Raw genomic sequence first — 22,184 nt, forward strand, 5'->3', positions numbered from 1 at the left:
TTTTCATTAATTTTGCTATAATTAATCTTAATGAACTTCTTTAAAAACACGATAATTTTTTTAAAAACAATAAAAACGAAACCGCTTGATTTTGTTATCATTTTCGTGTTATTTATTGCTTCCTTTTCAACAATATTCCTTTTTGCTACTGGTTCTACTGGAGCCAAAGCCGAGCTTCGGATTAGCGGGAAAGTCATAAAAACATTTGATTTGAAAAAAAATCAAACTTGGACTTACCGTGATAAAGATGGCGACTATAACAAAATAGAGGTAAAAAACGGCGAAATTGCAGTTGTTGAAGCGAATTGTAAAGACCAAATTGATGTCCAACGAGGCTTTATTTCTAAAACAGGGGAAACAATCGTTTGTTTACCTCACAATTTAGTGATTGAAGTGATGAGTGGTCAAAAAGACGAACAGGTAGATTATAAGGTATGAATATCAAAGAATACGTTTATGTTTCCTTATTAACTGCTGCTGCAGTAGTCATGGGAATCATTGAAAGCACACTGCCGCCTTTTTTTGCTTTTGCTCCTGGAGCTAAGGTAGGATTGGCCAATTTAGTCATGATTATTGCTGTCTTTACTTTGAAATGGCAACAGGTTTGGGTCATGCAAATTCTTCGTCTTTTAATAACAGCACTTTTTACTGGATTTTCTGTCTTTCTCTATTCTTTTGCTGGCGGAATTTTATCTTTATTAGCCATGTACTTAATGAAGCAATTTGGACCAAAGCTAGTCTCACTGATTGGTATTTCAACTGTTGGTGGATTTTTCCATAATTTTGGCCAGTTAGCTATGGCTTCACTTTTAGCGAAAACAACTTCTGTCATGCTATATTTGCCATGGCTTGCCTTTTTTGGAATACTAGCTGGTTTTGCGATTGGTATTGCCGGGAATCAATTAATTTCACGGGTTAAACCCATACAGGAACTATTTATCAAAGAGAGTAAACAATGGACTTAAAAAATAACTTTTGGAAAGACTATCCAGCACTTGAGAAGGAATTAGCTCAAGTACATCAATTAATGAAAAGCCATGTTACCATCAAGAATTCTGATGTCAAATCGGCTATTTTTGATATTTTTGATGCAGGTGGGAAAATGTTACGCCCTGCTTATCTGCTTCTATTTTCAGGATTCACTGACCTTTCAGAGAGCGAGCGATTGGCTCTTGCTGCTTCTGTCGAAATGATGCACACGGCAACTTTAGTACATGATGATGTGATTGATCATGCTGATACCCGACGTGGAGTTGCCACCTTGTCAGCAAAATATGGGCCTGAAATTGCTGTTTATGCCGGCGACTATCTCTTTATTGCTGTCTTTCGTTTAATGTCAGAACACTCATTAGAATTGTCAAATTTAACTAAAAACATTGGGTCAATTGAGCGTTTGTTAGGTGGCGAATTGGGTCAACTTAATCATCATTTTAATCTTCAACAAACTTTGGATGATTATATTGAAAACATTTCGGGAAAAACGGGAGAACTTTTTGCACTTTCTGCTTCTGTTGCTCCTTTGATTTCCAAGAATAATGCTCTGACAAAACGAGCCTACAAAATCGGCATGAATATTGGAATTTCTTTCCAAATCATGGACGATTATTTGGACTATGCCTCAACGGCTCAAACCCTTGGTAAACCAGTCCTTGAGGACATCAAACAAGGCATTTATTCGGCTCCTGTCCTCTTTGCTTTACAGGAAAACAATGCTCTCGTTTCTGACTTAATTAAAAATGAAAAATTCGATGAAGTTTATGATTTTATCAAAACTTCTGATGCCCTTGAAAAAACAAAAGCACTTGCGAAATCTTATACCCTCTCAGCTTTGAATTTAATCGATAAATTACCTAAAGGTGAGAATCGAGAGCTGATTGCTGAAATTACTAGAAAACTTTTGGAGCGAACTTTATGACCCCTGATGAATTTTTGTCAGCACTGACAGAATTTGATATTCAACTCTCTGATAAACAAATCAAACAGTTTGAACGCTATTTTGAACTTTTGGTTGAATGGAATGAAAAAATTAATCTGACCGCAATTACCGAAAAAAACGAAGTCTATTTAAAACATTTTTATGACTCGGTTGCGCCAATTTTGTATGGATTGATTACTGACCAACCTGTCAGCATTTTAGATATTGGGGCCGGAGCTGGTTTTCCTAGCTTACCAATGAAAATTATTTTCCCTGAACTAGAGGTAACAATCATTGACTCTTTAAACAAACGAATTAATTTTTTAAGTTTACTGACAGAGGAATTAGGCCTCGAAAACGTGACTTTACTTCACGGACGAGCTGAAGATTTTGGTCAGGATGCTAATTATCGCGGAACTTTTGATTTTGTGACTGCCCGTGCAGTTGCTAGACTCTCCGTCCTATCAGAATTTACAATTCCTTTTCTCAAGAAAAATGGTAATTTATTGTCATTAAAAGCAGCTCAATTTGAAGAAGAATTAACAGATGCTAAAAAAGCCATTGCAATTCTGGGCGGAAAATTCATCAAGGAAGTCGCTTATGAATTGCCTAATGGCGATGAACGCCACATTGCCGTCATTGAAAAGAAAAAAGAAACACCAAAGAAATATCCACGTAAAGCAGGCACTCCTGCTAAAAGTCCAATAAAATAAAAAATCGGCTAATCATTGCCGATTTTTTTGGTCAAGTTGCTAATAAGCACTGAGATTGAAACAATGGCCGTAAAGCTATTCATAATCATTGCTGGTGCAGTAAGCGATAAGGTAATGAAGACTGAAAGTAAAATAAAGGTAAGATGTATCGTCCGATAACGAAACCAAAAATGAGCAATTTTTGACTGGTATTTCGATTTTTTCTTGTTTTGAACTCGATGCCAAGAATGGACCGCAAGTACTGTCAGCAAATCTAATAAGAACATATAAGCAAAAGCCATACCAAAAGCGACGGCAATTGAACTAAAATTGATTTCTGTTAAAACTTTATAAAGTGTAATTGTTTTACTATCATGGACTAATAGCGCATTTCCAACCTCAGTATAAATGACCGTGAAGAGATATCCAAGGACAAGTGCAGTACAAATTCCAATTAAAACAATGAAAAAATGCGAAATTCTTTTCATATTATTGATTCCATTCTTCCTTTATCACATGATAAGCTGAAACAGGGTCTTTTGCTTGTGTAATTGGTCGACCAACAACAATGTAATCTGAACCAATAGTTCTGGCTTCTTTTGGTGTCATAACACGCTTTTGGTCACCTTTACTTGAGCCTTCTGGACGAATTCCCGGTGTTAAACAAATGAATTCTTTTGATGTTGCCGCTTTAATTTTTTCAACTTCATGAGCGGAGCAAACGACACCATCAAGTCCGGCTTGGGCTGTTTTTTGTGCGTAATTAATGACAGATTCTTCAAGACTGGTCATAATTTTTTGGTCATTTTGCATAATTTCCTCAGAAGTCGAGGTTAATTGCGTAACGGCAATTAGTTTTGGTCTTTGACGTCCAGTTGGAGTCCCTACTTCTAAACCGCGTTTAGCTGCAACCATCATCTCAACCCCGCCAGCAGCGTGAACATTGACCATATCAACTCCCAAACGGGCTAAAACACGCATGGATGATTCAACTGTATTTGGAATATCATGAAGTTTTAAATCAAGGAAAACGCTATGACCGAGCGATTTCACATAATATACTACTTGTGGGCCGGCGGTATAAAAAAGTTCCATACCAAGTTTGATGTAGAGTTTTTCAGACGGGTCAAATTTTTCAAGGAAATCTTTCACATCTGAGAATTCTGGGAAATCTAGGGCAATAACAGGTCTATTTTCTTGCATTTTTTCTTCTTTCTTTTCTTAATATTTATTGACAGAACTGCCAGATTTACTGACGGTTCTTTTATTTAATGATAAAATACTCAATTTTTAACCGATGAGGATCGATAGAATCATCAGGTCCGTAGAGAATTATTTTCTGCCTTCTTTTACTTCTTGAATCAAGCGTTCTAAACTTTCAATCCCGTACTGGTCCATAAGCTCTGGTAATTTATCAATAATTTTGGGACAAACAAATGGGTCAGCAAAATTCGCAGTCCCCACCGCAACAGCTGACGCTCCAGCCATATACATTTCTAAAACATCTTGAGCGTTGGCCACACCGCCCATTCCAATGATTGGAATATCAACGACCTGCGCCACTTGGTGAATAAGTTTGAGCGCAACTGGTTTGATAGCTGGCCCTGATAAGCCTCCTGTGATATTTGCTAAAATCGGCTGACGAGTTTTCAAATCAAAACGTACGCCCATGAGTGTATTAATCATGGTTAAACCGTCAGCACCCGCTACCTCTACTGCCTTTGCAATCGGAACAATATCAGTCACATTGGGTGAAATTTTCACATACAAAGGCACCTTACTTACCGCTTTACAAGCTTTAACTAGAGCCGCCGCAACTTCTGGGTCAGTTCCAAAGGCTTGCCCGCCATGATTGACATTTGGACATGAAATATTTAATTCGATGGCTTTAACATTTGCTGCATCACCAATTTTAGCGCATACAGCCACATAATCAGCTTCTTCAGAACCTGCTACATTGGCAATAATTGGTAACTCTGGAAAATTTTCGTTGAGCCAAGGAAGTTTTTCTGTCATTATGACTTCTAATCCCGGATTTTGCAGCCCAATGGCATTAAGCATGCCACTCGCTGTTTCAGCCACACGTGGTGTTGGATTTCCAAAACGAGGATGAAGAGTCGTCGCCTTAACCATGATTGAACCCAATTTGTTCAAATCATAATATTTCGCATATTCTTCGCCAAAACCAAAACAACCTGACGCTGGGATAATTGGATTTTTTAAGTCAAGTCCAGGTAATTTTACTGACAGACGATTGTTTTCAGTCATTATTTCTCTCCTAATTTAATGTGAGAATCATCAGCTGTGCTGACAATTCTTTAATCCACAGATAAAATGCTCATATTAATCGCATTTTACTGACAGAATCATCAGTTGCACTAACAATTCTTTTATCCGCGACTAAAATACTCCCTATTCGGTCGCATTTTACTGACAGAACTGGCAGATTCTCTGTCATTTCTTTTAATTGCTGATATCCTATTGATAGAACATTTCAATTACAATGAAAGCTGTTTCCCTAAAAAGACCGGTCCATCTTCGCAGACCTTGAGAGCATGGCTTTCATCTTCTTTATCATGTTCGACGCAGGCATAACAGGCGCCAATCCCACAAGCCATTCGACTTTCCATTGAAATATAAAGGCGCTCTAGTTGGTCATATTTTTTGGCAACTGCTTTAAGCATGGCTGGCGCACCACAAGTATAAAGGGCATCCGCCTCGAAATCAATTTCATTCATTAGCATACCCACATGTCCTTTTGTACCATAAGAGCCATCATCAGTAGCAATTTTCAGTGTCACATTTTTCAAATTAGAAAATTCATTTTCTAAAATTTTGACATTCTCAGAAGCAAAACCAAGTAATATGGTCATTTGACAACCGGTTTTCTCTAGTTGTTTTGCCAGTTCATAAAGAGGGGGAACCCCAATTCCACCACCGATAATCAAAATTTTATCAGTCGAAGTCACCTCCGCTACTGGAAAACCATTTCCCAAAGGACCCATGACATCCACTTTTGCACCAGATTCCAATTTTGAAAGTTCATAGGTTCCAGTCGTTTCATCTCCAATCCGATAAAGAATCGTACAAGTTTTTGCCCTTTTATCCCAACTCGAAATTGAAATTGGTCGACGTAATAACATGGCTCCATTAGGCACAGCCAGATGGAGAAATTGTCCGGGCAAATCCATTTCATCTACTAACGTTCCTTTAAGCACCATCTCAAAAATATTGTAGGCGACCTCACGTTGGCTGACAACTGTCATCATCTCTTGTAATTGGGACATTATTTCTCCATTCTTTTATTTACCGATAAAATGCTCTAAATTATATAATAAAAAAACACTTGTAAGAGAACTTACAAGTGTACTAAAAAATTGGTCATTTACTGACAGACAAATACGCTAAAAAAGAAGTTCATCCTTAGTTTGTCAGTAATCCAAGATAAATTTTCCGTATCCTTGCAAGCCTCTCTGGACTTAGTTAAAGGTTTTAAAATATTATAACGAAAAAAGTGTCATTCGTCAAAGATTTTTTTAACGATTTGCGTTTATTTTTTTCAAATTTGGGAAACTTACAATCAAACTGACAATAATTAAGATGAAAAATAAAGCTAAAATAATTGAAGTTCCTTGGCTTGTTCCAGTTTTGAAACCATTAAGACCTTGGAAGAGTGAAAGGGTTGTTGCAACTACTGCCGTTGCGACCGCTCCGATAAATTGTTGTAAAGTATTGACCAAAGCATTTCCATCAGAAAGCTCCTCCGTTGACAAGGTGCCCAAACTGCAAGTCATCAAATTACTATAAGAAATTCCCAAACCTAACATCAAAACAATGTGCGCAATCAAAAGGAGAGCGAGACTCTTAGTCGGTAAAAATACAAAAAGCAAAACGAGTCCCAAAGCCGCTAAAACTAAACCTGTCGTAATCGGCTTTCTTGCCCCAATTTGGTCTAAGATTTTACCAGAAATCGGAGCCAAAACAGCCCCTATCAAAGCTCCAGGAAACATAAATATTCCGGCAACAGATGAACTAAATCCTGCTGATACTTGAAGAAAACTTGGCAAAATAAATGATAAACCTAATAATAAAGCTTGATAAACTAAAAGACTAAAAATTAAGGCAACGAAGCGACGATTTTTCATGATTCCCAAATCAATTAACGTTTCTTTACGATTGAAACGAACAAACATGACTGCTCCAATCATTCCGATGACGAACAAAAGTGCGAAAGTAAGCAAATGTTCTGCACTCAAAGCCGAAATGAAGGCAAAGAACATAATTGACAAGGCAATAACTGGACGAAAGGCCAATTTTTTTGGTGTTTTTGCAATTTCTCTTGGAAGGGCAGCTAAACCAAGAAATAAGGAAATGATAACTAAAGGAAGTAAAAAGATGTAGATATAGCGCCAATCAAGTGCATGAGCAATAATTCCCCCATAAGTTGGGCCAATAGCTGGCGCAATAGAGGTTGTTAGAGTTCCAATTCCCATCATCATTCCTCTTTTATGAAGAGGTGCCTTAGTTAATATAAGATGGAACATCAGAGGTAAACCAATCCCTGTCCCGATCCCTTGTAAAAGGCGGCCAAACAAAAGCATGGCAAAATTCGCTGAGAAACAGTTGGTTAAGACTCCAACTAAAAAGAAAAGGTTGGCAATCAAGAAAAGCTTTCTTGCCGAAAAGCGCTCATTAAAATAAGAAGAGAGAGGAATCGTAATCGCAATCACAAGAAGATAAATCGTCGTTACCCATTGTATTTTTGATGTAGAAAGTCCAAACTCATGAATGAGCGTTGGGAAAGTCACATTCATCGCGGTTTCAATCAGAACACCAGAAAACGACAAAATACCTGTAGCAATCACTGCCCCTAATAAGTGGAAATGGTTGTTTTTATTCATGCAATAAAATCTCCTAAAACTAAACAAAAAGAGGCGAAATTATTATTCTAGAATAATAATTTCGCCTCTGTATAATTCAACATAATTTATGTTATCTGTACGAAAGTTATAACTTGTCTATTATATCTATAAATCTCATAAAATGCAAGTCTTAACTTTTTAGTCCTATGATATAAAAATTTATTTAAATAAACAAGAGAGAATCAATAAATTCCTACTTTAGTCTGATTTTAGTAAATTTTCAAATAATTGGTAGGCTTCATCAAATAAATTTGATATAATTAAGTCAAATAGCCTAGCTATTCACTAAAGGAAAGGAAGACAAATTCGGTCACTCGTAACATTGAGTGTCTTGAATTTGTTTGTAAAAGAATACATGGGAATTATTAAAGCTGCAACAGGTTCACTCGGTGGGGCTTTGGCTGACCAATGGCTTGAGGTCATTGAGCCAAATGAAATGTCAGACCAAACCGTTTTCACTAAGGGAATCAAGGTGAGAAAAGATGCAAAACGTGGTTCTAATCGCAAAGGAACCGAAGATGTGATTACTGACGGTTCTGTTGTTCACGTTTATGAAAATATGATGATGATTCTTGTTGATGGTGGTAAAATCATTGACTATACTGCCGAACCGGGTTATTATACCGTCAAAAATGATACTGCACCAAGTCTTTTCAATGGTGATTTACGTGATTCGATTCAAGAAAGTTTCTTTCGTTTCAAATTTGGTGGTACAACTCCTCAAAAACAAGAAGTTTATTATGTCAATCTTCAAGAAATCAAAGGCATTAAATTTGGCACAGCAACACCTCTCCAATACTTTGATAATTTTTATAATGCGGAGCTTTTCTTACGTACACACGGAACTTACTCAATTAAAATTACTGACCCACTAGCTTTTTATGCCAATGTCATTCCTAAAAATGCTGACCATGTGGAAATTCAAGAAATCAACGACCAGTATCTGGCTGAATTTTTAACGGCATTAAATACGTCAATCAATCAGTATTCTGCTCAAGGTGAACGTGTTTCATTTTTAACATCGAAAAGCATGGAGCTCAGCAAGTACATGGCTTCTGTTCTTGATGAGGATTGGAAAAAATTACGTGGCATGGAAATTGTTTCTGTTGCCGTGGCAAGTATTTCTTATACTGATGACAGTCAAAAATTGATTAACATGCGTAATCAAGGGGCAATGCTTGGTGACCCATCCATCCGTGAAGGTTTTGTGCAAGGGGCTGTCGCTCGTGGTCTTGAAGCAGCTGGCTCAAACACCGGAGGTGCAGCAAATGCCTTTATGGGCATGAATATGGGTGGACAAAATCTTGCTGGTTTTTCACAAACCAATCAAGCACAAATGGAATCTCAAGCAGAAAATAAGGCAGATACTTGGACTTGCCCCGAGTGTAATACAAAAAATACTGGTAAGTTCTGCTCAAATTGTGGGCAAGCAAAACCGTCAGCTACTCCTGTCATGCCTGAATTAAACATGGCTTGTAACGAATGTGGGGCAGTTGTTAATTTAGCAAATGGCGTCCCTAAATTCTGTCCTGAATGTGGCAAACCCTTTGTCGCTAAAGCTCTTTAAACCAATTGATATATCCTTATAAGATAAAGTAGTCCTAAGTTAGGGCTGCTTGTCTTTGCGTATTTTCAAGAATTTATATTTTAAAATTCTAATTTTCTGAACTGAATTCAAATGACTAAAAGTCCTGAATAAAACTTTTCATAGCGTAAGAGCTAGTTTTATTTCAATTCTTTTTGGCTGAGCAGAATTCATATCATAAAGTAAGGAGAAACGATGAGCGAAAGCCAAGTTCTTACACATAAATGTCCAAATTGTGGGGGGCCACTACTATTTGAACCTAAAAATCAAAAATTCCATTGTGAATATTGTGGCTCAACCTTTACTGAACAAGAAGTTTCTGACTTTGAAGCCAAACAAGAGGCGGCAAAAGTTACTGATGACCCCACACCATTCCCAACGGAGCACGATAAAACTAATCAAACCGATGATTTTTCTACTGACGAAACTGTCAGTAACTCTGAAAGTACTGACGAAACTGCTGATGAAGAAATTGGACTCTTTTTATGTCCTTCTTGCGGTGCCGAAATCGTTACTGACGCTACAACTGCTTCAACTTGGTGCTATTATTGCCATAATCCTGTTGTTCTGACCGAACGTTTATCAGGTAAATTCCTTCCCGAAAAAATACTCCCTTTTCAAATTGAGAGAAAAGCGGCTGAAGAACAGTTTTTAGACTGGGTGGGCAAGAAAAAATTTGTGCCCAAAGCCTTTTTTGACAAAAAACAAATTCAAAATCTGTCAGGCGTTTATTTTCCTTATTGGGCCGTTGATGCTGAATTATCTGGTGGAATTTCAGCACAAGCAACCAACTTACGCGTTTGGATTGTCGGAGATACTGAATACACCGAACACTCCCAGTATGAGATTCAACGTGGTGGAGATACAGCTTTCAAAGATTTAATCAAAAATGCTTTGAAAAAAAATCTGTCAGATAAAATGGTTGGTGCTGTTCAACCTTTTGACATGACTGCTGCTATTCCTTTTAAAAATCAATATCTTTCTGGCTTTTTAACCGAAAAAAGAGATATTGAATTTCCTGACATGAAAGAAAATGTAGAACGGGAATTTCGTCAATATGCTGATGGACTGATGGAATCAACAATTGTTGGCTATACTTCTGTCAGTAACTTACAAAGTAATCAGCAGATTAAAAGTTTAGATGAAGATTATGTTCTGCTCCCAATCTGGCTAGTGACTTACAAAGAAGCAGGAAATGACCGACTTTTTTACTATGCCATGAATGGTCAAACCGGCAAAGTTGCCGGACTTTTACCAATTGATAAGAAAAAACTTTGGACAGTTGCGATTGGAATCTTTATGCTCGTCCTTCTTCTTGGAATCATTGTGGGGTATCTGCTATCATGAGAAAAAAAATAATTATCTTTTCCCTATTTTTCCTAAGCTTCTTCTTTTTACTGATCACTCCAAAAACTTCTGCGGCAACTTTTCAGTCGGGAATTGAGGACAATTTTCAACTTTTAGGAGGAAATGTTACACTCCTTGAGCAAGAGGCCCAGCAATTAGCAAATCAAACCAAAGCAGGTGTTTTTGTGGTGACTACTGACAGTTCAACATCAGCAAGTCAAATGGCAAAAACCTATCTGGCTGACAAAGTAGGAGCTAAAAATAATGGTGTCGTTCTTGTCATTAACATGAACCTGCGTAAAGTCTACATTTGGGCCACAGGAAACCTTAAGTATTATCTGCCTTCTAGCCGAATTGAAAAGACTTTAGATATTGTCCAACCCGAATTGTCATCTGATAATTACTATCAGGCTGTCTCAGGATTTTTTGACCAAGTATCCAAATATTATCAAGCAGGAATTCCAACGACAAGAAAATATACCGTTAATAGTCAAACAGGAGCGATTACTTTTCATCGCAGTTTCCAACCTCTCTCAATTTTGATTGCCTTTGTCATTTCTTTGATTGCTGCCGGTGGCTTTGTTTGGACCATCTATCGCCGTTATCAAATGAAAGATGCCCACGCCGTATGGCGCTACGATTATGGCCGAAATGGAAATCTACAACTTCATCAACGAGAAGATATTCTAGTTAATACCTTCATTACAACCCGCATTATCCCCCGTCCTTCTTCTGACAATAATAGTTTCAGTGATGGCTCTGGTGGCGGACGTAGTTTTTAAACTAAAAAAGGAATCTTAAGTGATTCCTTTTTTTATTATTTAATGATTTTATAGTCGCCAGATTTTAGATTTCCAAGCGTGTATTGTCCAATTGACCAGCGAATTAAACGAAGTGTTGGAAAGCCTACCGCCGCTGTCATTCTTCTAATCTGTCTATTTTTTCCTTCTTTAATTGAAATTTCCACCCAGCTTGTCGGAATTGCTTTTCGCTCTCGAATAGGGGGCGTCCGTTCCCAAAGCCACTCAGGTTCATCAATTAATTTTACTTTAGCGGGTAGCGTTTTACCATCTTTGAGTAAGACACCTTTTTCCAATTTTTGTGCCGCTTCTATCGAAAATTCCCCCTCAACTTGAACTAAATAAGTTTTAAAAGACTTCGATTTGGGGTCTGTCAGCAAATGATTGAGCTTTCCATCATCTGTCAGTAAAAGTAGACCTTCACTATCTTTATCCAATCTGCCTGCCGCATAAACATTTGGTATTTCTATATAATCTTTTAAAGTTTTGCGGCCCTCTCCATCGGTAAATTTTGTCAGTACATCAAAAGGTTTATTAAATAAAATAATCATAATTTTCCTTGCAAATTTTGCATCTTTCTCAATCTATTCTTCTAATTATTTTACCAAAATTTATAATTAATAGCTTACAACTGAAGTTTTAATCCAAAAAGTTTGTGAAATTATTAAAAAAATCAGCTAAAGTTTTTCATTCAAACCACAAATCCTCAATAATAACAAGCAATTACAGCCTCACAAAATACTCTCCCTCCATAACTTTGTGATTTTTTTGCTTGACATCTTTCTGTTATCATACTATAATAGTAACCGTTTACAGAATATATTTAGTCGTAATTATTAGGAGGAAAACTTATGTCTGAGGGATTACCATTAGAAGCCACAGAAAAATACATCATGGCAATTGACCAAGGAACCACAAGTTCACGCGCCATTATTTTTGACCATGACGGAAAACACGTCGGAACGAGCCAAAAAGAATTCACCCAATATTTCCCAGAAGCAGGCTGGGTTGAGCATGATGCCAATGAAATTTGGAATTCTGTTCAGTCAGTCATTGCTGGCGCATTTATCGAGTCAGGAATCAAACCAGAACAAATCGCCGGAATCGGCATCACGAATCAACGCGAAACAACCGTTGTCTGGGATAAAAAAACAGGACTGCCAATCTATCACGCCATTGTCTGGCAATCTCGTCAGTCAGCCAATATTGCTGACGATTTAAAAAATGCCGGTCATGCTGAACTTTTTCATAAAAAAACAGGATTGATTATCGACTCATATTTCTCAGCCACAAAAATTCGCTGGATTTTGGATCATGTTGAAGGCGCACAAGTCCGTGCAGAAAAAGGCGAACTTCTCTTTGGAACAATTGACAGCTGGCTCGTTTACAAATTAACTGACGGAAAAGTTCACGTCACTGACTATTCCAATGCCAGCAGGACCATGCTTTTCAATATCAATACGTTAGAATGGGACCAAGAAATTCTTGACCTTCTCAATATTCCAAAAGTCATGCTACCAAAAGCCGTTTCTAATTCTGAAGTTTATGGACTGACAAAAACTTACCACTTCTTCGGCTCAAAAGTTCCAATTGCTGGCATGGCAGGCGACCAACAAGCTGCTCTCTTTGGACAAATGGCCTTTGAACCTGGCATGGTCAAAAATACTTATGGCACAGGCTCATTCATCGTCATGAATACAGGCGATAAACCTCAACTTTCACACAACAATCTGCTGACCACCATTGCTTACGGCATTAATGGTGAAATCAATTATGCCCTTGAAGGCTCCGTCTTTGTCGCTGGCTCATCTATTCAATGGCTTCGTGACGGTTTAAAAATTATCAATAAAGCCAGTGAGTCTGAATCCGCAGCACTTGAATCAAAAAATGAAGACGAAATCTACATGGTCCCTGCCTTCGTCGGTCTTGGCGCTCCCTATTGGGACCAAGACGCCCGTGGTGCAATCTTTGGCCTAACTAGAGGAACAACAGATAAAGACCTCATCAAAGCCACTTTACAAGGCATTGCCTATCAAGTTCGCGACATCTTGGAAGCAATGGGCGAAGATACAGGAATCGAAATTCCCGTTCTCAAAGTTGATGGTGGTGCAACGAACAACGACTACCTCATGCAATTTCAAGCCGATATTTTAAACACTTCCGTCCAAAAAACAGGAGATTTAGAAACGACCGCCCTTGGTGCTGCATTTCTAGCTGGACTTGCCGTAGGCTATTGGAAAGACTTTGATGAACTCAAAGCATCCGCCAAAACAGGCAAGCGTTTTGACGTGCAAATGGATGAAGAACGCCGCAATAAACTCTATTCTGGCTGGAAGAAAGCCGTAGAGGCAACAAGATCTTTTGAATAAATCATATTAAAAGTATCATAAATGTATCGCTTATTAGAATTGGAGTAACAAGATGCCTATCTCTCGTCAAAAAAATATTGAATATTTAAAAGCAAATCCCGATGATTGGGACTTCATTATTATCGGTGGTGGAGCAACCGGACTTGGCGTTGCGGTTGACGCCGCATCACGCGGTTATAAAACAGTTCTAGTTGAACAAAGCGATTTTGCAAAATCAACTTCAAGCCGCTCGACAAAACTTGTTCACGGTGGCGTTCGCTACCTTGCTCAAGGAGATGTCAGCCTTGTTCGTGAAGCATTACATGAAAGAGGTCGCCTTGCTCGCAACGCTCCCCATCTTGTAAAAAATCAAAAATTTATCATTGCTAATTACAAAGCTTGGGAGCAACCCTTTTATAGCATCGGCATGAAAATGTATGATGCTTTGGCAGGTAAATTGAATATTGGAAAATCAAAAATTTATTCTAAGAAAAAAGTTGCTGAAGCAATCCCTCAAATCAAACATGAACATCTCGTCGGAGGAGTCATGTATTATGACGGACAATTCGATGATGCCAGAATGGCTATCAACCTTATGCAAACTGCCACTGAACAAGGGGCGACCCTCGTTAATTATGTCAAAGTGACCGAACTTGTCAAAACAGACTCAAAAGTTTCTTCTGTTAAACTTCATGATGAACTTTCTGGTCAATCATTTGAACTTCACGGAAAAGCCATCATCAACGCTACAGGAATCTTTGTTGACCAAATTATGTCAATGGATACCAAAGAACACAAGCCCTCCGTTCGTCCTTCACAAGGCGTCCACCTCATTGTTGACGGCTCATTTCTCGGTGGTCAAGATGCCATTATGGTTCCAAAAACTTCTGACGGCCGTGTCTTGTTCTGTGTTCCTTGGCATAATAAAGTAATCTTAGGAACAACAGATACACCTCTTACAGAATTCGTTTTAGAACCTCGACCACTTGAAGAAGAAATTGATTTCATCTTAGAAACTGCTGGTCAATATTTAGAAAAGAAACCTGAACGTAAAGATGTTTTAACTGCTTATGCTGGTTTACGTCCACTTGCCGCTCCCAAAGAAGGCGATGGCGAAAAAACAAAAGAAATTTCAAGAAGTCATAAACTCTTCACCTCTGAATCAGGATTGGTCACAATTACTGGGGGAAAATGGACAACTTATCGCCAAATGGCCGAAGAAACTGTTGACTTAGCAATTAAAACCTCTAAACTTCCTGAAAAAAAATGTATCACCAGAACATTGAAAATACATGGGGCCAAAGAAACAACTGAAAGAGAACGTCAAAACTGGCTCTATGTTTACGGTTCTGATAAAGGAAAGATTTTAGCTCTCCAAAATGAAGACTCTTCTTTAGCCTTACCTCTTCACCCAAAATACGAATTTACAGGTTCTGAAGTCATCTGGGCTGTCCGTGAAGAAATGGCTCAAACTCTAGATGATGTTCTCGCTCGTCGGATTCGTGCACTTTTCCTTGATGCAAGAATTGCCAAAGAAATGGCTCCCAAAGTCGCCCAACTGATGGCGAAAGAAATGGGTAAAGATGAAGCATGGGAAAAAGAACAAGTTGAGAGCTTCCTTGCTTTAGCAGATGGTTATATTTTAAAATAATTTTAGGAGAATATCTATATGAACTCTACTTTTGTTCAATTCCTTGGAGAATTTATCGGGACATTTATCCTGATTCTACTTGGTAACGGGGTTGTCTGTGCTGTATCTTTGAAAAAAACGAAGGCAGAAGGTGCCGGTTGGATTGCCATTGCTTTTGGTTGGGGACTAGCTGTCATGTTAGGTGTATATAGCTCTAGCTTTATGTCTGCAGCTCATTTGAATCCTGCTGTCACTATTGGTATGGCTTTAATTGGTAATATTAGCTGGCCTCTTGTTCTTCCCTATATTGCTGGTCAATTTCTCGGAGCAATGCTTGCTAGCTTTATTCTTTGGCTCTTCTACTATCCTCACTGGGCAGAAACAAAAGATGCTGCTGTAATTCTGGGCTGCCATTCAACAGGTCCAGCCATCCGCCATTTCCCTTCCAATTTCTTTGGTGAAGTGATTGGAACCATGGTTTTACTGATTGGAATTCTTTCCTTTGGGCGAAATCACTTGGCAGATGGTTTATCACCTGCCTTAGTTGGTGGATTAATTACCGCAATTGGCTTTTCTCTTGGAGCAACAACTGGTTATTCGCTCAATCCAGCTCGTGACCTTGGTCCTCGCATCATGCACGCGCTCCTTCCAATTAAAAATAAGGGAACATCTGACTGGGGCTACTCATGGGTTCCAGTCTTAGGACCTCTGGTAGGTGGTGCCTTAGGTTGTTTAATCTTTAACAGTATTAGCCCACTAATCAAATAATATAAAAAACCTTACATTTTATATCTGGAAGGTTTTTTGTTTTGGAAAAATTAGGGATTATTTTTTATTCAAATCATCAATTATTTTTTCTTGAGCTTCTATTTTTTCTCTCAGCACTTGTTTTTCTTCTTCCTCTTTTTCTGATTTTTTTCTTCGCTTCCAAATAATGAGAATGAAAAACAGGATAATTAACATTAGACCTAAGGTGAAGAACAGCCAAGTCCAATCTTTTTCTTTTTTAACCGTTGGGTCACTACTATTCAATTTTTGAGCTTGATTATCAGAAATGGTAAATTCTTGGTCAAAGGTCCACTGATATTTATAACGTTCATTCTTATTATCAACCATCGCTTCATATTTTCCTTGTGAATCTGTTCTTGCATTAACAATAAGTTGAAGTCGATATTTACCAGCTTTCAAAGGCTCTGAGACCCTTGTCGCCGCACTTTGATTACTAGTTGGCATCGGTAAATCAAAATTTGTATTTGGTGCCATTTGCATCATTGGGTTTGAATAAGAATAAGCGATATCTGAATCGGTAATGCCTTTTATTGTTGCTTTTACATTCATCGTATTGATATAAGCCATCGTTGGATTTTGAAGGTTGACATTAATCACATTTCGCCCATTTATTTGACCAGGACTGATCTTGGTTAATTTTAAATCTGGCGAAACTTCATTCTCATTTTGTTTCATTAGAAGAGCAATAGTATAAGAATAAGTGTTCTTAACGGTAATTCCTTCTGAGTTCGCTTTCTTATCATTTTGACCTTCTTTAGAAAAGGTTATTCCCCCAGCTATTTGGCCATCAAAACTCTCATTTGGCATCTTTACTTTAATATCTATCTTCTGTCTTGTCAGCGGTGCTAAAGTTACTATCTGTGGACTTGTGACATAATCCTTAAGATTATATTTAAGTGAGCGGTCAGCCTCTATTTCTGCGGGCTCGTAAACAACAAGACCATTAATATTTGTGGCAGCACTAGCAAGTGCAAGAGCTATCTTCATTTCTTGCTCGGTATTATTGGATAATTCCACTTGCAAAGTCTGTTCTTTGCCCGCGCCTAAAGTAATATCAAAATATCCCAAATCTTTACTTGTTTGGTTTTCCGGAATAATTGGTTTGACCGTATAATCATCGGTTTGACCAAAAGCAACTTGTGCACCTCCAAAACATAGAATGATAAAAATTGATGATAAAAATAATTGTAACTTTTTCATATATAATCCCCCATAACCCCAAATTTTAATAAAATTTGAGCCTCTCTTGCGAGAGACTCCCTTACGAGAATACTTTATTAGGCATTTCCTGGTGCACTATAAAGATTCCAGTTTAAAGTTGTAGTATAAGTATCTACTTTAGCAGAACCAGCTGGCACACTGAGCGTAATATTAGGGTCCACTTTACCTGTAGTATTCGTTGAAGCATCTAAGCTTTCAGGATCTGTCACCAAACTAGAACCATCCGCCGCACCAAAACTAAGCAGGTTTGTTCCTGTTCCCGTTCCTGCATCTGCTTGGAAAATATTGACCGCTGTTCCAGGTGTGAGTGGATTAGTTGCCGTATTTACGGTAGAACTTGCTTTACTTGTTGAGGTGCTGACAACATTATTAGTTTTATCAGTGTTAAAGGTTAAGACAGCATTGGTTAAATCACCAGCTTTAGTCCCTTTAAATTGAGCAGTTTGTGTTAGGGAAACTGACCAACCTGTTGGTCCAGTTGCAGTCCCACGGTTGTCCGTTACTTGCATGAATTGTGGAATTGCTTTTCCACTTCCATCATTTGCAGCCCAAGCCGACCAAGTATGGGGGCTTGAAGCATCTACATAGTGTGTCCCAAAGTTAAGCGTTGGAACATAATCCAAAGTCAACCCATCATCTGAAGCAACTGGAGTTGAAGTGTTAGGCACTCCTGGCGTAGTAGGCGTAATTGGCGTTTTACCATCTCCTGGCGATACTGGATTGGTAGGAGTTTTCTTCGGTTGAAAGGCTACATTAGCCCCACTTGATGTATTTCCTACTGTCGCCGCACTAACTTCCAAAAGATTGGTTGCTAGTAAGACTGTGCTAATGACGGCGATGCCGCTAAGACTAATTATTGTTTTTTTCATTATAGTTCTCCTTTATCCTTATAATTCCGATATGTTTTATCGTTAATGCTCCCGCGCCGATTATCAATAAGAGTGCCAGCAATGTCAAAGTATCACCTTGGGTACTCCCTACAATGGGTAATTTCTGATTAATTGATTTTGAGTTGTTAGTGGTAATCGGTGCACTAGAAGTTTCTGGTGGTTTTTCTATTGGTTCTTTTTCTAAAAATCCTACTTCACCAATTGTACTTGTTCCACCTATTTCCTGAGCAAAACTGGGACCTGTATTCAAAAGTAAGAGGGCACAGATGACCCAAAGAATATATTTAATCTTCATAATTCCCCTTTCTCAGTTTGACCTAAATATTCTATTTTTTGAAATAAAAAACTATCGCTCCAGATACAAATAAAAGCAAGAATGACCATTGATATTTTCATTGGTTTTTTACTTGTTGAAGCTATCTGCTTACTTTTATTTTCTACAATGTTTATTTCCCCAGACTTGGAAACAAGGAGTACCCGTTCTAACTTCTGTTTAGAATCTTTTATCGTTAACTTGTATTCTTCACCTTTTATCAGTTTGTGTTGATTATTGAGTTTAAGACTAACTGAAGCATTTGGAACAACTGCTGTCTGCGAGCTTTGAAATTCAGAAACAATTTTTCCGTTGTTATCTGTGATTCTTGCTTCTAGGCTTACCTGTCTTAGAAGTGATGAATTAGGGTTTTTTACTTCTATTATTTGCTCAGTTTCATTTGATTTTCCCAAGTCAAATTCTAAATTTTTTTCTTTTTTATTGGAGTAATTTGTATCCTCCATAAGAAGAGCAACAACGTTACTATAAACATTTAAAATTCCTTGTTGACGATCAGATTCTTTGGGTATTTTGGTTACATTAATTCCTCCAATAGCCTGCCCTCTGATACCTTCTTGCGGAACTTTAAAAGTAATCGCAATCTCTCTAACTTCATTAGGAGCTAGAGTGAGTTTTAAGGGGCCTGCTTTTGCTTCTTTTTCAAAAAAGATATCTTTATAAAAGTTAAAAGTTGGTTCTTTATCTGCTAGGTATTGCTTTACTTTCTCGTCAGATAAACTATAATCTAGCGTAAAATTATTGTTATTAACCGCCTGATTTGCTGCTATTTCAAAATTATTCTCTTCATTTCCATTGTTGATTATTAAATTTAGTTTGATTGACTCCCCTTTTTTTACTTTCAACCACCAATAAGAAATGTTTTCATCTTTTTGATGCCCTTCAAGTACCGCTTCTATACTAAAATCACCTGTTGAACTTTCTACATGAACGGTTTTAAATAGACTAACTAAAAATAAACTTATTAGAGATAGGAAAAGTATTTTATTAATTTTTTTCATTTTCCTCCTTTTTAAGACGGTCCATTAGCAACGGTATATTGGAAAGTTCCCGCATTCGAATTAGTTTGACTGAGTAAGCTATTATTGGCCTTAATATTTAATCCAGTATCCGTAGGAAAAGTCATTGTGTACCACATACCAGCCCCTGTCATTTTAATCCAAGAAGGTAATGTGCTATCACTGGTTATACTTGCAATCTGCAAAGACGAATTAAGATTTAATTGTGTCTGCGCTTTAGTTGTTGGGTCAACCCAATAATACTGTAGACCATTCGGAAAATTATTTTGTGTCATTTTGACAAGAATATGTATATTAGGGTTCTGTGCTCGGTCATCTCCAACAACTAGACTTTCAGCACTCGTCCCATTTATTAGTGAAGACCAAGAACCGTCTATGGGAGTTCCTTTTGTTGCTGATGGATCTAAAGAAATATTAAATGTCCGATTCATATTAGATACTGCAGCATTTAATTGGAATCCTAAAGGTTGATACCATAAAATATATTTACCCGCTGCAATGTTTGGCGCATCACTTCCATAATTATTAGGACTTAAATTTATCACCTGTAAAGTAGGGTTAAAAGTTGTTAGAGTTCCTGTATTCATCCGATACCAAATATCTGAACTCGTAGGAGTAATTGTTCCTTTATTGGGTGTTATCAAATCATAAGTTGAATCAAAAGTATAACCTGTTGATGATGAATGGGTTCGCAATCCACTTCCTGATATAGTAACGGGAAAAGTTAAGACGGTTGTAGAAAAAACGGAACCGCCTGCCGTATTAAAACTTACAACTTTAGGATCTGTCATTGTTATTCCACTTCCTAATCCTGGAGCAAGTGAAACCACATTTTGGTTTGGATTTAAGTTATTAAATAGAACACTTGAACCCTGCGCAAAATTCCATTTTACTGCCCCAGTCAAAAATGCATCCAAACTAATGACTCCACCTGTTGTCACCTTAAAAGTTGCATTTTGCCCAACATTTAAGTTCCAACTATTCAGTGTATTTAAGGCCATAAACCAACCTCCAGCATAGGTAGATGAAGTATTAACCGTTCCGTTAATGACAAAGCTCCCATTGATATTCCAGTTCAAGGCTCCAACTACTAAAAGAGCTCCATCATCATAATACATCGTATATGTTTTATTTAAATTCCAAACCATTGCTGCTCCAGCATCAACTTGCAATGTCGACCCACTATTTGAGTAATAGACATAGAAAGGTTGGTCGTTGCCCCAACTCTGATTCAAGGTAGTTGTTCCAGTTTCTACTTCCGTATAGGCTGCCCCTTGAATCCACTCCCCTTGATTATCTGCACCAGCTGAACTGATGTCATTCATATTATGGTTTTGTAGAATATTGAAGGTGTTTGTCCCTCGAAAAATAACTTTTCCATTATCATTTCTAATTGGTTGTGCCCCATATATTCCGTCCCCATTGCTTACAGTCACATTTTCATAAACAGCGGTCGCCTTGGCATTGTTCCCTTTCATTTGAAAAATCCCACTCGTAATATTGTTGACAATTGTCGCATTCTTAACTGTCAGTGTAGTATCCGCTGAAACTGTTCCGTTAGACCCGAACGCTCTCGCTGTCCCATCACTCCCACCGATACTTTGAGCTGTCGTATAAGTAGTATCATTATCAAGATAAAGAGTATAATTATTTCCGTTGATTGATAAAGATTTACCACTAGAAACGGCATTCCCAGAGTTCAAAACACTATTTCCCGGAACATTTGCTGTCACATTGAAGAATACTGTAGCTTTTGATGCCGCATTGGGAGTGACTGACTTATAGGTATCAATCATATCTTGCCAGCTATTCGTATTATAGTAAGTTGCTCCAGTTACTCCAGTTACTGCAACTGTGCTATCAATTGTTCCTGTAAGAACAGCAGCCTTAGTTTTGGGAGTCAAACCAAATAGAATAAGTAGAAATCCTAAACTTATTAGAAAAATAATTTCTTTTTTTAATTTCACTGTTTCCCCCTTCTATGGACCTGTCACGAGTGTCGAGGTAATCGTTGCTTGGTATGAACCTGTGACAATTACTTTATTTGTTCCATCTACTGTAAGTTGCGCCGTCACAGCACCACTAGTTAATGCTCCATTAGCTCCTGTCCCACTTCTTAGAACAACACCATTTTGTTTAAAAATATTAATATTAGAGCTTCCGATAAGTTTTCCATCAGCACTGTTTGCTACCGAAATATAGAAAGCTGTGGTTGGCAAAATGATAGAGCTAGAAACTAATTTAAAGTCAGAAATGGATTGTTGAAGAGAAAAACTTGTTGAGCTTCCAGACAAATTAACAATTCTAATTGGTGCATCTCCTGTTGCATTGCTATTAATTACTGATGCACTTGATGTTTGGGTCCCAAAATTAAAGTTTGGAGCAGTCAAACTCCAAATATTTGTTGTTGGAGCGATAACATTTATATAGCCATTTGCTGTAGAATTTTGGCTGTCAATTGCTGTATCTGATGACACAGGGCTTTCAACAAAAATTAGAAGGGGGATACTAATAAAAATTAAACTAAATATGAATATTTTTGCTTTATTTATGTCAGTCATTCACCTATCCTCTTTCAATATATCGTCGTTTATAAATTACTCTGTAGCCTATATATCATTTATAACCTATTTCCAAACTTAAGTCTAATAAAACGCTTTCTTACGCCTCCTTTGTACGAATAATAATACACCCC

22 protein-coding genes are annotated in these 22,184 nt (G+C 37.7%); 10 read left to right on the forward strand and 12 right to left on the reverse strand.

Going from position 1 to position 22,184, the window contains the following annotated elements; translation table 11 throughout:
- Positions 1–30: 30 nt before the first annotated feature.
- Genes RSC39_RS06695 through rsmG form a run of 4 tightly spaced genes read left to right on the forward strand, consistent with a single transcriptional unit; the run spans position 31 to position 2,628 of the window.
- On the forward strand, positions 31–438 hold the full coding sequence (locus tag RSC39_RS06695) for a NusG domain II-containing protein (protein ID WP_063282356.1): 408 nt from the start codon (positions 31–33) through the stop codon (positions 436–438).
- Positions 435–965, forward strand: coding sequence for a Gx transporter family protein (locus tag RSC39_RS06700; RefSeq protein WP_021037377.1), 531 nt, complete (start codon positions 435–437; stop codon positions 963–965). The genes RSC39_RS06695 and RSC39_RS06700 overlap by 4 nt, the downstream gene beginning before the upstream one ends.
- Positions 956–1,915 (forward strand): polyprenyl synthetase family protein, encoded by a 960-nt coding sequence (locus RSC39_RS06705; protein ID WP_063282357.1) that lies wholly within the window; start codon positions 956–958, stop codon positions 1,913–1,915. Before RSC39_RS06700 ends, RSC39_RS06705 begins: the two co-directional genes overlap by 10 nt.
- Positions 1,912–2,628 carry a 16S rRNA (guanine(527)-N(7))-methyltransferase RsmG gene (gene rsmG, locus RSC39_RS06710; RefSeq protein ID WP_063282358.1) on the forward strand — a complete coding sequence of 239 codons (717 nt, stop codon included), beginning with the start codon at positions 1,912–1,914 and terminating at the stop codon, positions 2,626–2,628. Before RSC39_RS06705 ends, rsmG begins: the two co-directional genes overlap by 4 nt.
- Before the next feature lie 8 nt (positions 2,629–2,636).
- On the opposite strand, the gene RSC39_RS06715 is transcribed toward rsmG, so the two are convergent.
- The 5 genes from RSC39_RS06715 to RSC39_RS06735 form a co-directional block, all read right to left on the reverse strand.
- Positions 2,637–3,095 (reverse strand): hypothetical protein, encoded by a 459-nt coding sequence (locus RSC39_RS06715; protein WP_042747795.1) that lies wholly within the window; start codon positions 3,093–3,095, stop codon positions 2,637–2,639.
- Between the two features lies 1 nt (position 3,096).
- Entirely contained in the window at positions 3,097–3,810 is a 714-nt protein-coding gene (gene pyrF / locus RSC39_RS06720) for an orotidine-5'-phosphate decarboxylase (protein WP_332536037.1), read from the reverse strand.
- A 129-nt stretch (positions 3,811–3,939) separates the two neighbouring features.
- Positions 3,940–4,875 (reverse strand): dihydroorotate dehydrogenase, encoded by a 936-nt coding sequence (locus RSC39_RS06725; RefSeq protein ID WP_332536039.1) that lies wholly within the window; start codon positions 4,873–4,875, stop codon positions 3,940–3,942.
- Positions 4,876–5,105: 230 nt separating this feature from the next.
- Positions 5,106–5,894 carry a dihydroorotate dehydrogenase electron transfer subunit gene (locus RSC39_RS06730; protein ID WP_043735020.1) on the reverse strand — a complete coding sequence of 263 codons (789 nt, stop codon included), beginning with the start codon at positions 5,892–5,894 and terminating at the stop codon, positions 5,106–5,108.
- Positions 5,895–6,143: 249 nt separating this feature from the next.
- Positions 6,144–7,508 carry an MFS transporter gene (locus RSC39_RS06735; protein ID WP_332536042.1) on the reverse strand — a complete coding sequence of 455 codons (1,365 nt, stop codon included), beginning with the start codon at positions 7,506–7,508 and terminating at the stop codon, positions 6,144–6,146.
- Positions 7,509–7,884: 376 nt separating this feature from the next.
- Between RSC39_RS06735 and RSC39_RS06740 the strand changes: the two genes are divergently transcribed.
- From RSC39_RS06740 to RSC39_RS06750, 3 genes are all read left to right on the forward strand, one after another.
- Positions 7,885–9,096 (forward strand): SPFH domain-containing protein, encoded by a 1,212-nt coding sequence (locus RSC39_RS06740; protein WP_011676351.1) that lies wholly within the window; start codon positions 7,885–7,887, stop codon positions 9,094–9,096.
- Positions 9,097–9,309: 213 nt separating this feature from the next.
- On the forward strand, positions 9,310–10,461 hold the full coding sequence (locus RSC39_RS06745) for a hypothetical protein (RefSeq protein WP_063282368.1): 1,152 nt from the start codon (positions 9,310–9,312) through the stop codon (positions 10,459–10,461).
- Positions 10,458–11,243, forward strand: coding sequence for a TPM domain-containing protein (locus RSC39_RS06750; RefSeq protein WP_332536046.1), 786 nt, complete (start codon positions 10,458–10,460; stop codon positions 11,241–11,243). Before RSC39_RS06745 ends, RSC39_RS06750 begins: the two co-directional genes overlap by 4 nt.
- 35 nt (positions 11,244–11,278) lie before the next feature.
- On the opposite strand, the gene RSC39_RS06755 is transcribed toward RSC39_RS06750, so the two are convergent.
- Positions 11,279–11,812, reverse strand: coding sequence for an rRNA large subunit pseudouridine synthase E (locus RSC39_RS06755; protein WP_011676354.1), 534 nt, complete (start codon positions 11,810–11,812; stop codon positions 11,279–11,281).
- Between the two features lie 300 nt (positions 11,813–12,112).
- Here RSC39_RS06755 and glpK point away from each other — a divergent pair, with 300 nt between their 5' ends.
- Genes glpK through RSC39_RS06770 form a run of 3 tightly spaced genes read left to right on the forward strand, consistent with a single transcriptional unit; the run spans position 12,113 to position 16,007 of the window.
- A complete protein-coding gene (gene glpK / locus RSC39_RS06760) occupies positions 12,113–13,630 on the forward strand; it encodes a glycerol kinase GlpK (RefSeq protein ID WP_332536048.1) in 1,518 nt (505 codons plus the stop codon).
- A 52-nt stretch (positions 13,631–13,682) separates the two neighbouring features.
- Positions 13,683–15,260 carry a glycerol-3-phosphate dehydrogenase/oxidase gene (locus RSC39_RS06765; protein WP_332536050.1) on the forward strand — a complete coding sequence of 526 codons (1,578 nt, stop codon included), beginning with the start codon at positions 13,683–13,685 and terminating at the stop codon, positions 15,258–15,260.
- Positions 15,261–15,278: 18 nt separating this feature from the next.
- The gene (locus tag RSC39_RS06770) at positions 15,279–16,007 is read left to right on the forward strand and encodes an MIP/aquaporin family protein (protein ID WP_332536052.1); all 729 of its coding nucleotides are present in this window, start codon (positions 15,279–15,281) and stop codon (positions 16,005–16,007) included.
- Between the two features lie 57 nt (positions 16,008–16,064).
- Here the strand turns inward: RSC39_RS06770 and RSC39_RS06775 are convergent, their stop codons facing one another.
- The 6 genes from RSC39_RS06775 to RSC39_RS06800 form a co-directional block, all read right to left on the reverse strand.
- On the reverse strand, positions 16,065–17,228 hold the full coding sequence (locus RSC39_RS06775; protein WP_332536054.1) for a DUF916 and DUF3324 domain-containing protein: 1,164 nt from the start codon (positions 17,226–17,228) through the stop codon (positions 16,065–16,067).
- Positions 17,229–17,305: 77 nt separating this feature from the next.
- Entirely contained in the window at positions 17,306–18,118 is an 813-nt protein-coding gene (locus RSC39_RS06780) for a WxL domain-containing protein (RefSeq protein WP_096815681.1), read from the reverse strand.
- Entirely contained in the window at positions 18,099–18,434 is a 336-nt protein-coding gene (locus RSC39_RS06785) for a hypothetical protein (RefSeq protein ID WP_043735044.1), read from the reverse strand. The genes RSC39_RS06780 and RSC39_RS06785 overlap by 20 nt, the downstream gene beginning before the upstream one ends.
- Complete coding sequence (locus tag RSC39_RS06790) at positions 18,431–19,471, reverse strand: DUF916 domain-containing protein (RefSeq protein ID WP_332536059.1); 1,041 nt, start codon at positions 19,469–19,471, stop codon at positions 18,431–18,433. The genes RSC39_RS06785 and RSC39_RS06790 overlap by 4 nt, the downstream gene beginning before the upstream one ends.
- Before the next feature lie 11 nt (positions 19,472–19,482).
- The gene (locus tag RSC39_RS06795; protein WP_332536061.1) at positions 19,483–21,456 is read right to left on the reverse strand and encodes an RTX toxin; all 1,974 of its coding nucleotides are present in this window, start codon (positions 21,454–21,456) and stop codon (positions 19,483–19,485) included.
- A 12-nt stretch (positions 21,457–21,468) separates the two neighbouring features.
- Positions 21,469–22,050: a hypothetical protein gene (locus tag RSC39_RS06800; RefSeq protein WP_332536063.1), complete on the reverse strand. Its 582-nt coding sequence runs from the start codon at positions 22,048–22,050 to the stop codon at positions 21,469–21,471.
- Positions 22,051–22,184: the final 134 nt, after the last annotated feature.

Source organism: Lactococcus sp., from assembly GCF_036648155.1.
Taxonomy (GTDB): Bacteria; Bacillota; Bacilli; order Lactobacillales; family Streptococcaceae; genus Lactococcus; species Lactococcus cremoris.

Excerpts from the sequence above, each read along its gene's own strand:
- RSC39_RS06695 (WP_063282356.1), top strand. The coding sequence starts at position 31 with ATGAACTTCTTTAAAAACACGATAATTTTTTTAAAAACAATAAAAACG.
- RSC39_RS06700 (WP_021037377.1), top strand. The coding sequence starts at position 435 with ATGAATATCAAAGAATACGTTTATGTTTCCTTATTAACTGCTGCTGCA.
- RSC39_RS06705 (WP_063282357.1), top strand. The coding sequence starts at position 956 with ATGGACTTAAAAAATAACTTTTGGAAAGACTATCCAGCACTTGAGAAG.
- rsmG (WP_063282358.1), top strand. The coding sequence starts at position 1,912 with ATGACCCCTGATGAATTTTTGTCAGCACTGACAGAATTTGATATTCAA.
- RSC39_RS06715 (WP_042747795.1), bottom strand. The coding sequence starts at position 3,095 with ATGAAAAGAATTTCGCATTTTTTCATTGTTTTAATTGGAATTTGTACT.
- pyrF (WP_332536037.1), bottom strand. The coding sequence starts at position 3,810 with ATGCAAGAAAATAGACCTGTTATTGCCCTAGATTTCCCAGAATTCTCA.
- RSC39_RS06725 (WP_332536039.1), bottom strand. The coding sequence starts at position 4,875 with ATGACTGAAAACAATCGTCTGTCAGTAAAATTACCTGGACTTGACTTA.
- RSC39_RS06730 (WP_043735020.1), bottom strand. The coding sequence starts at position 5,894 with ATGTCCCAATTACAAGAGATGATGACAGTTGTCAGCCAACGTGAGGTC.
- RSC39_RS06735 (WP_332536042.1), bottom strand. The coding sequence starts at position 7,508 with ATGAATAAAAACAACCATTTCCACTTATTAGGGGCAGTGATTGCTACA.
- RSC39_RS06740 (WP_011676351.1), top strand. The coding sequence starts at position 7,885 with ATGGGAATTATTAAAGCTGCAACAGGTTCACTCGGTGGGGCTTTGGCT.
- RSC39_RS06745 (WP_063282368.1), top strand. The coding sequence starts at position 9,310 with ATGAGCGAAAGCCAAGTTCTTACACATAAATGTCCAAATTGTGGGGGG.
- RSC39_RS06750 (WP_332536046.1), top strand. The coding sequence starts at position 10,458 with ATGAGAAAAAAAATAATTATCTTTTCCCTATTTTTCCTAAGCTTCTTC.
- RSC39_RS06755 (WP_011676354.1), bottom strand. The coding sequence starts at position 11,812 with ATGATTATTTTATTTAATAAACCTTTTGATGTACTGACAAAATTTACC.
- glpK (WP_332536048.1), top strand. The coding sequence starts at position 12,113 with ATGTCTGAGGGATTACCATTAGAAGCCACAGAAAAATACATCATGGCA.
- RSC39_RS06765 (WP_332536050.1), top strand. The coding sequence starts at position 13,683 with ATGCCTATCTCTCGTCAAAAAAATATTGAATATTTAAAAGCAAATCCC.
- RSC39_RS06770 (WP_332536052.1), top strand. The coding sequence starts at position 15,279 with ATGAACTCTACTTTTGTTCAATTCCTTGGAGAATTTATCGGGACATTT.
- RSC39_RS06775 (WP_332536054.1), bottom strand. The coding sequence starts at position 17,228 with ATGAAAAAGTTACAATTATTTTTATCATCAATTTTTATCATTCTATGT.
- RSC39_RS06780 (WP_096815681.1), bottom strand. The coding sequence starts at position 18,118 with ATGAAAAAAACAATAATTAGTCTTAGCGGCATCGCCGTCATTAGCACA.
- RSC39_RS06785 (WP_043735044.1), bottom strand. The coding sequence starts at position 18,434 with ATGAAGATTAAATATATTCTTTGGGTCATCTGTGCCCTCTTACTTTTG.
- RSC39_RS06790 (WP_332536059.1), bottom strand. The coding sequence starts at position 19,471 with ATGAAAAAAATTAATAAAATACTTTTCCTATCTCTAATAAGTTTATTT.
- RSC39_RS06800 (WP_332536063.1), bottom strand. The coding sequence starts at position 22,050 with ATGACTGACATAAATAAAGCAAAAATATTCATATTTAGTTTAATTTTT.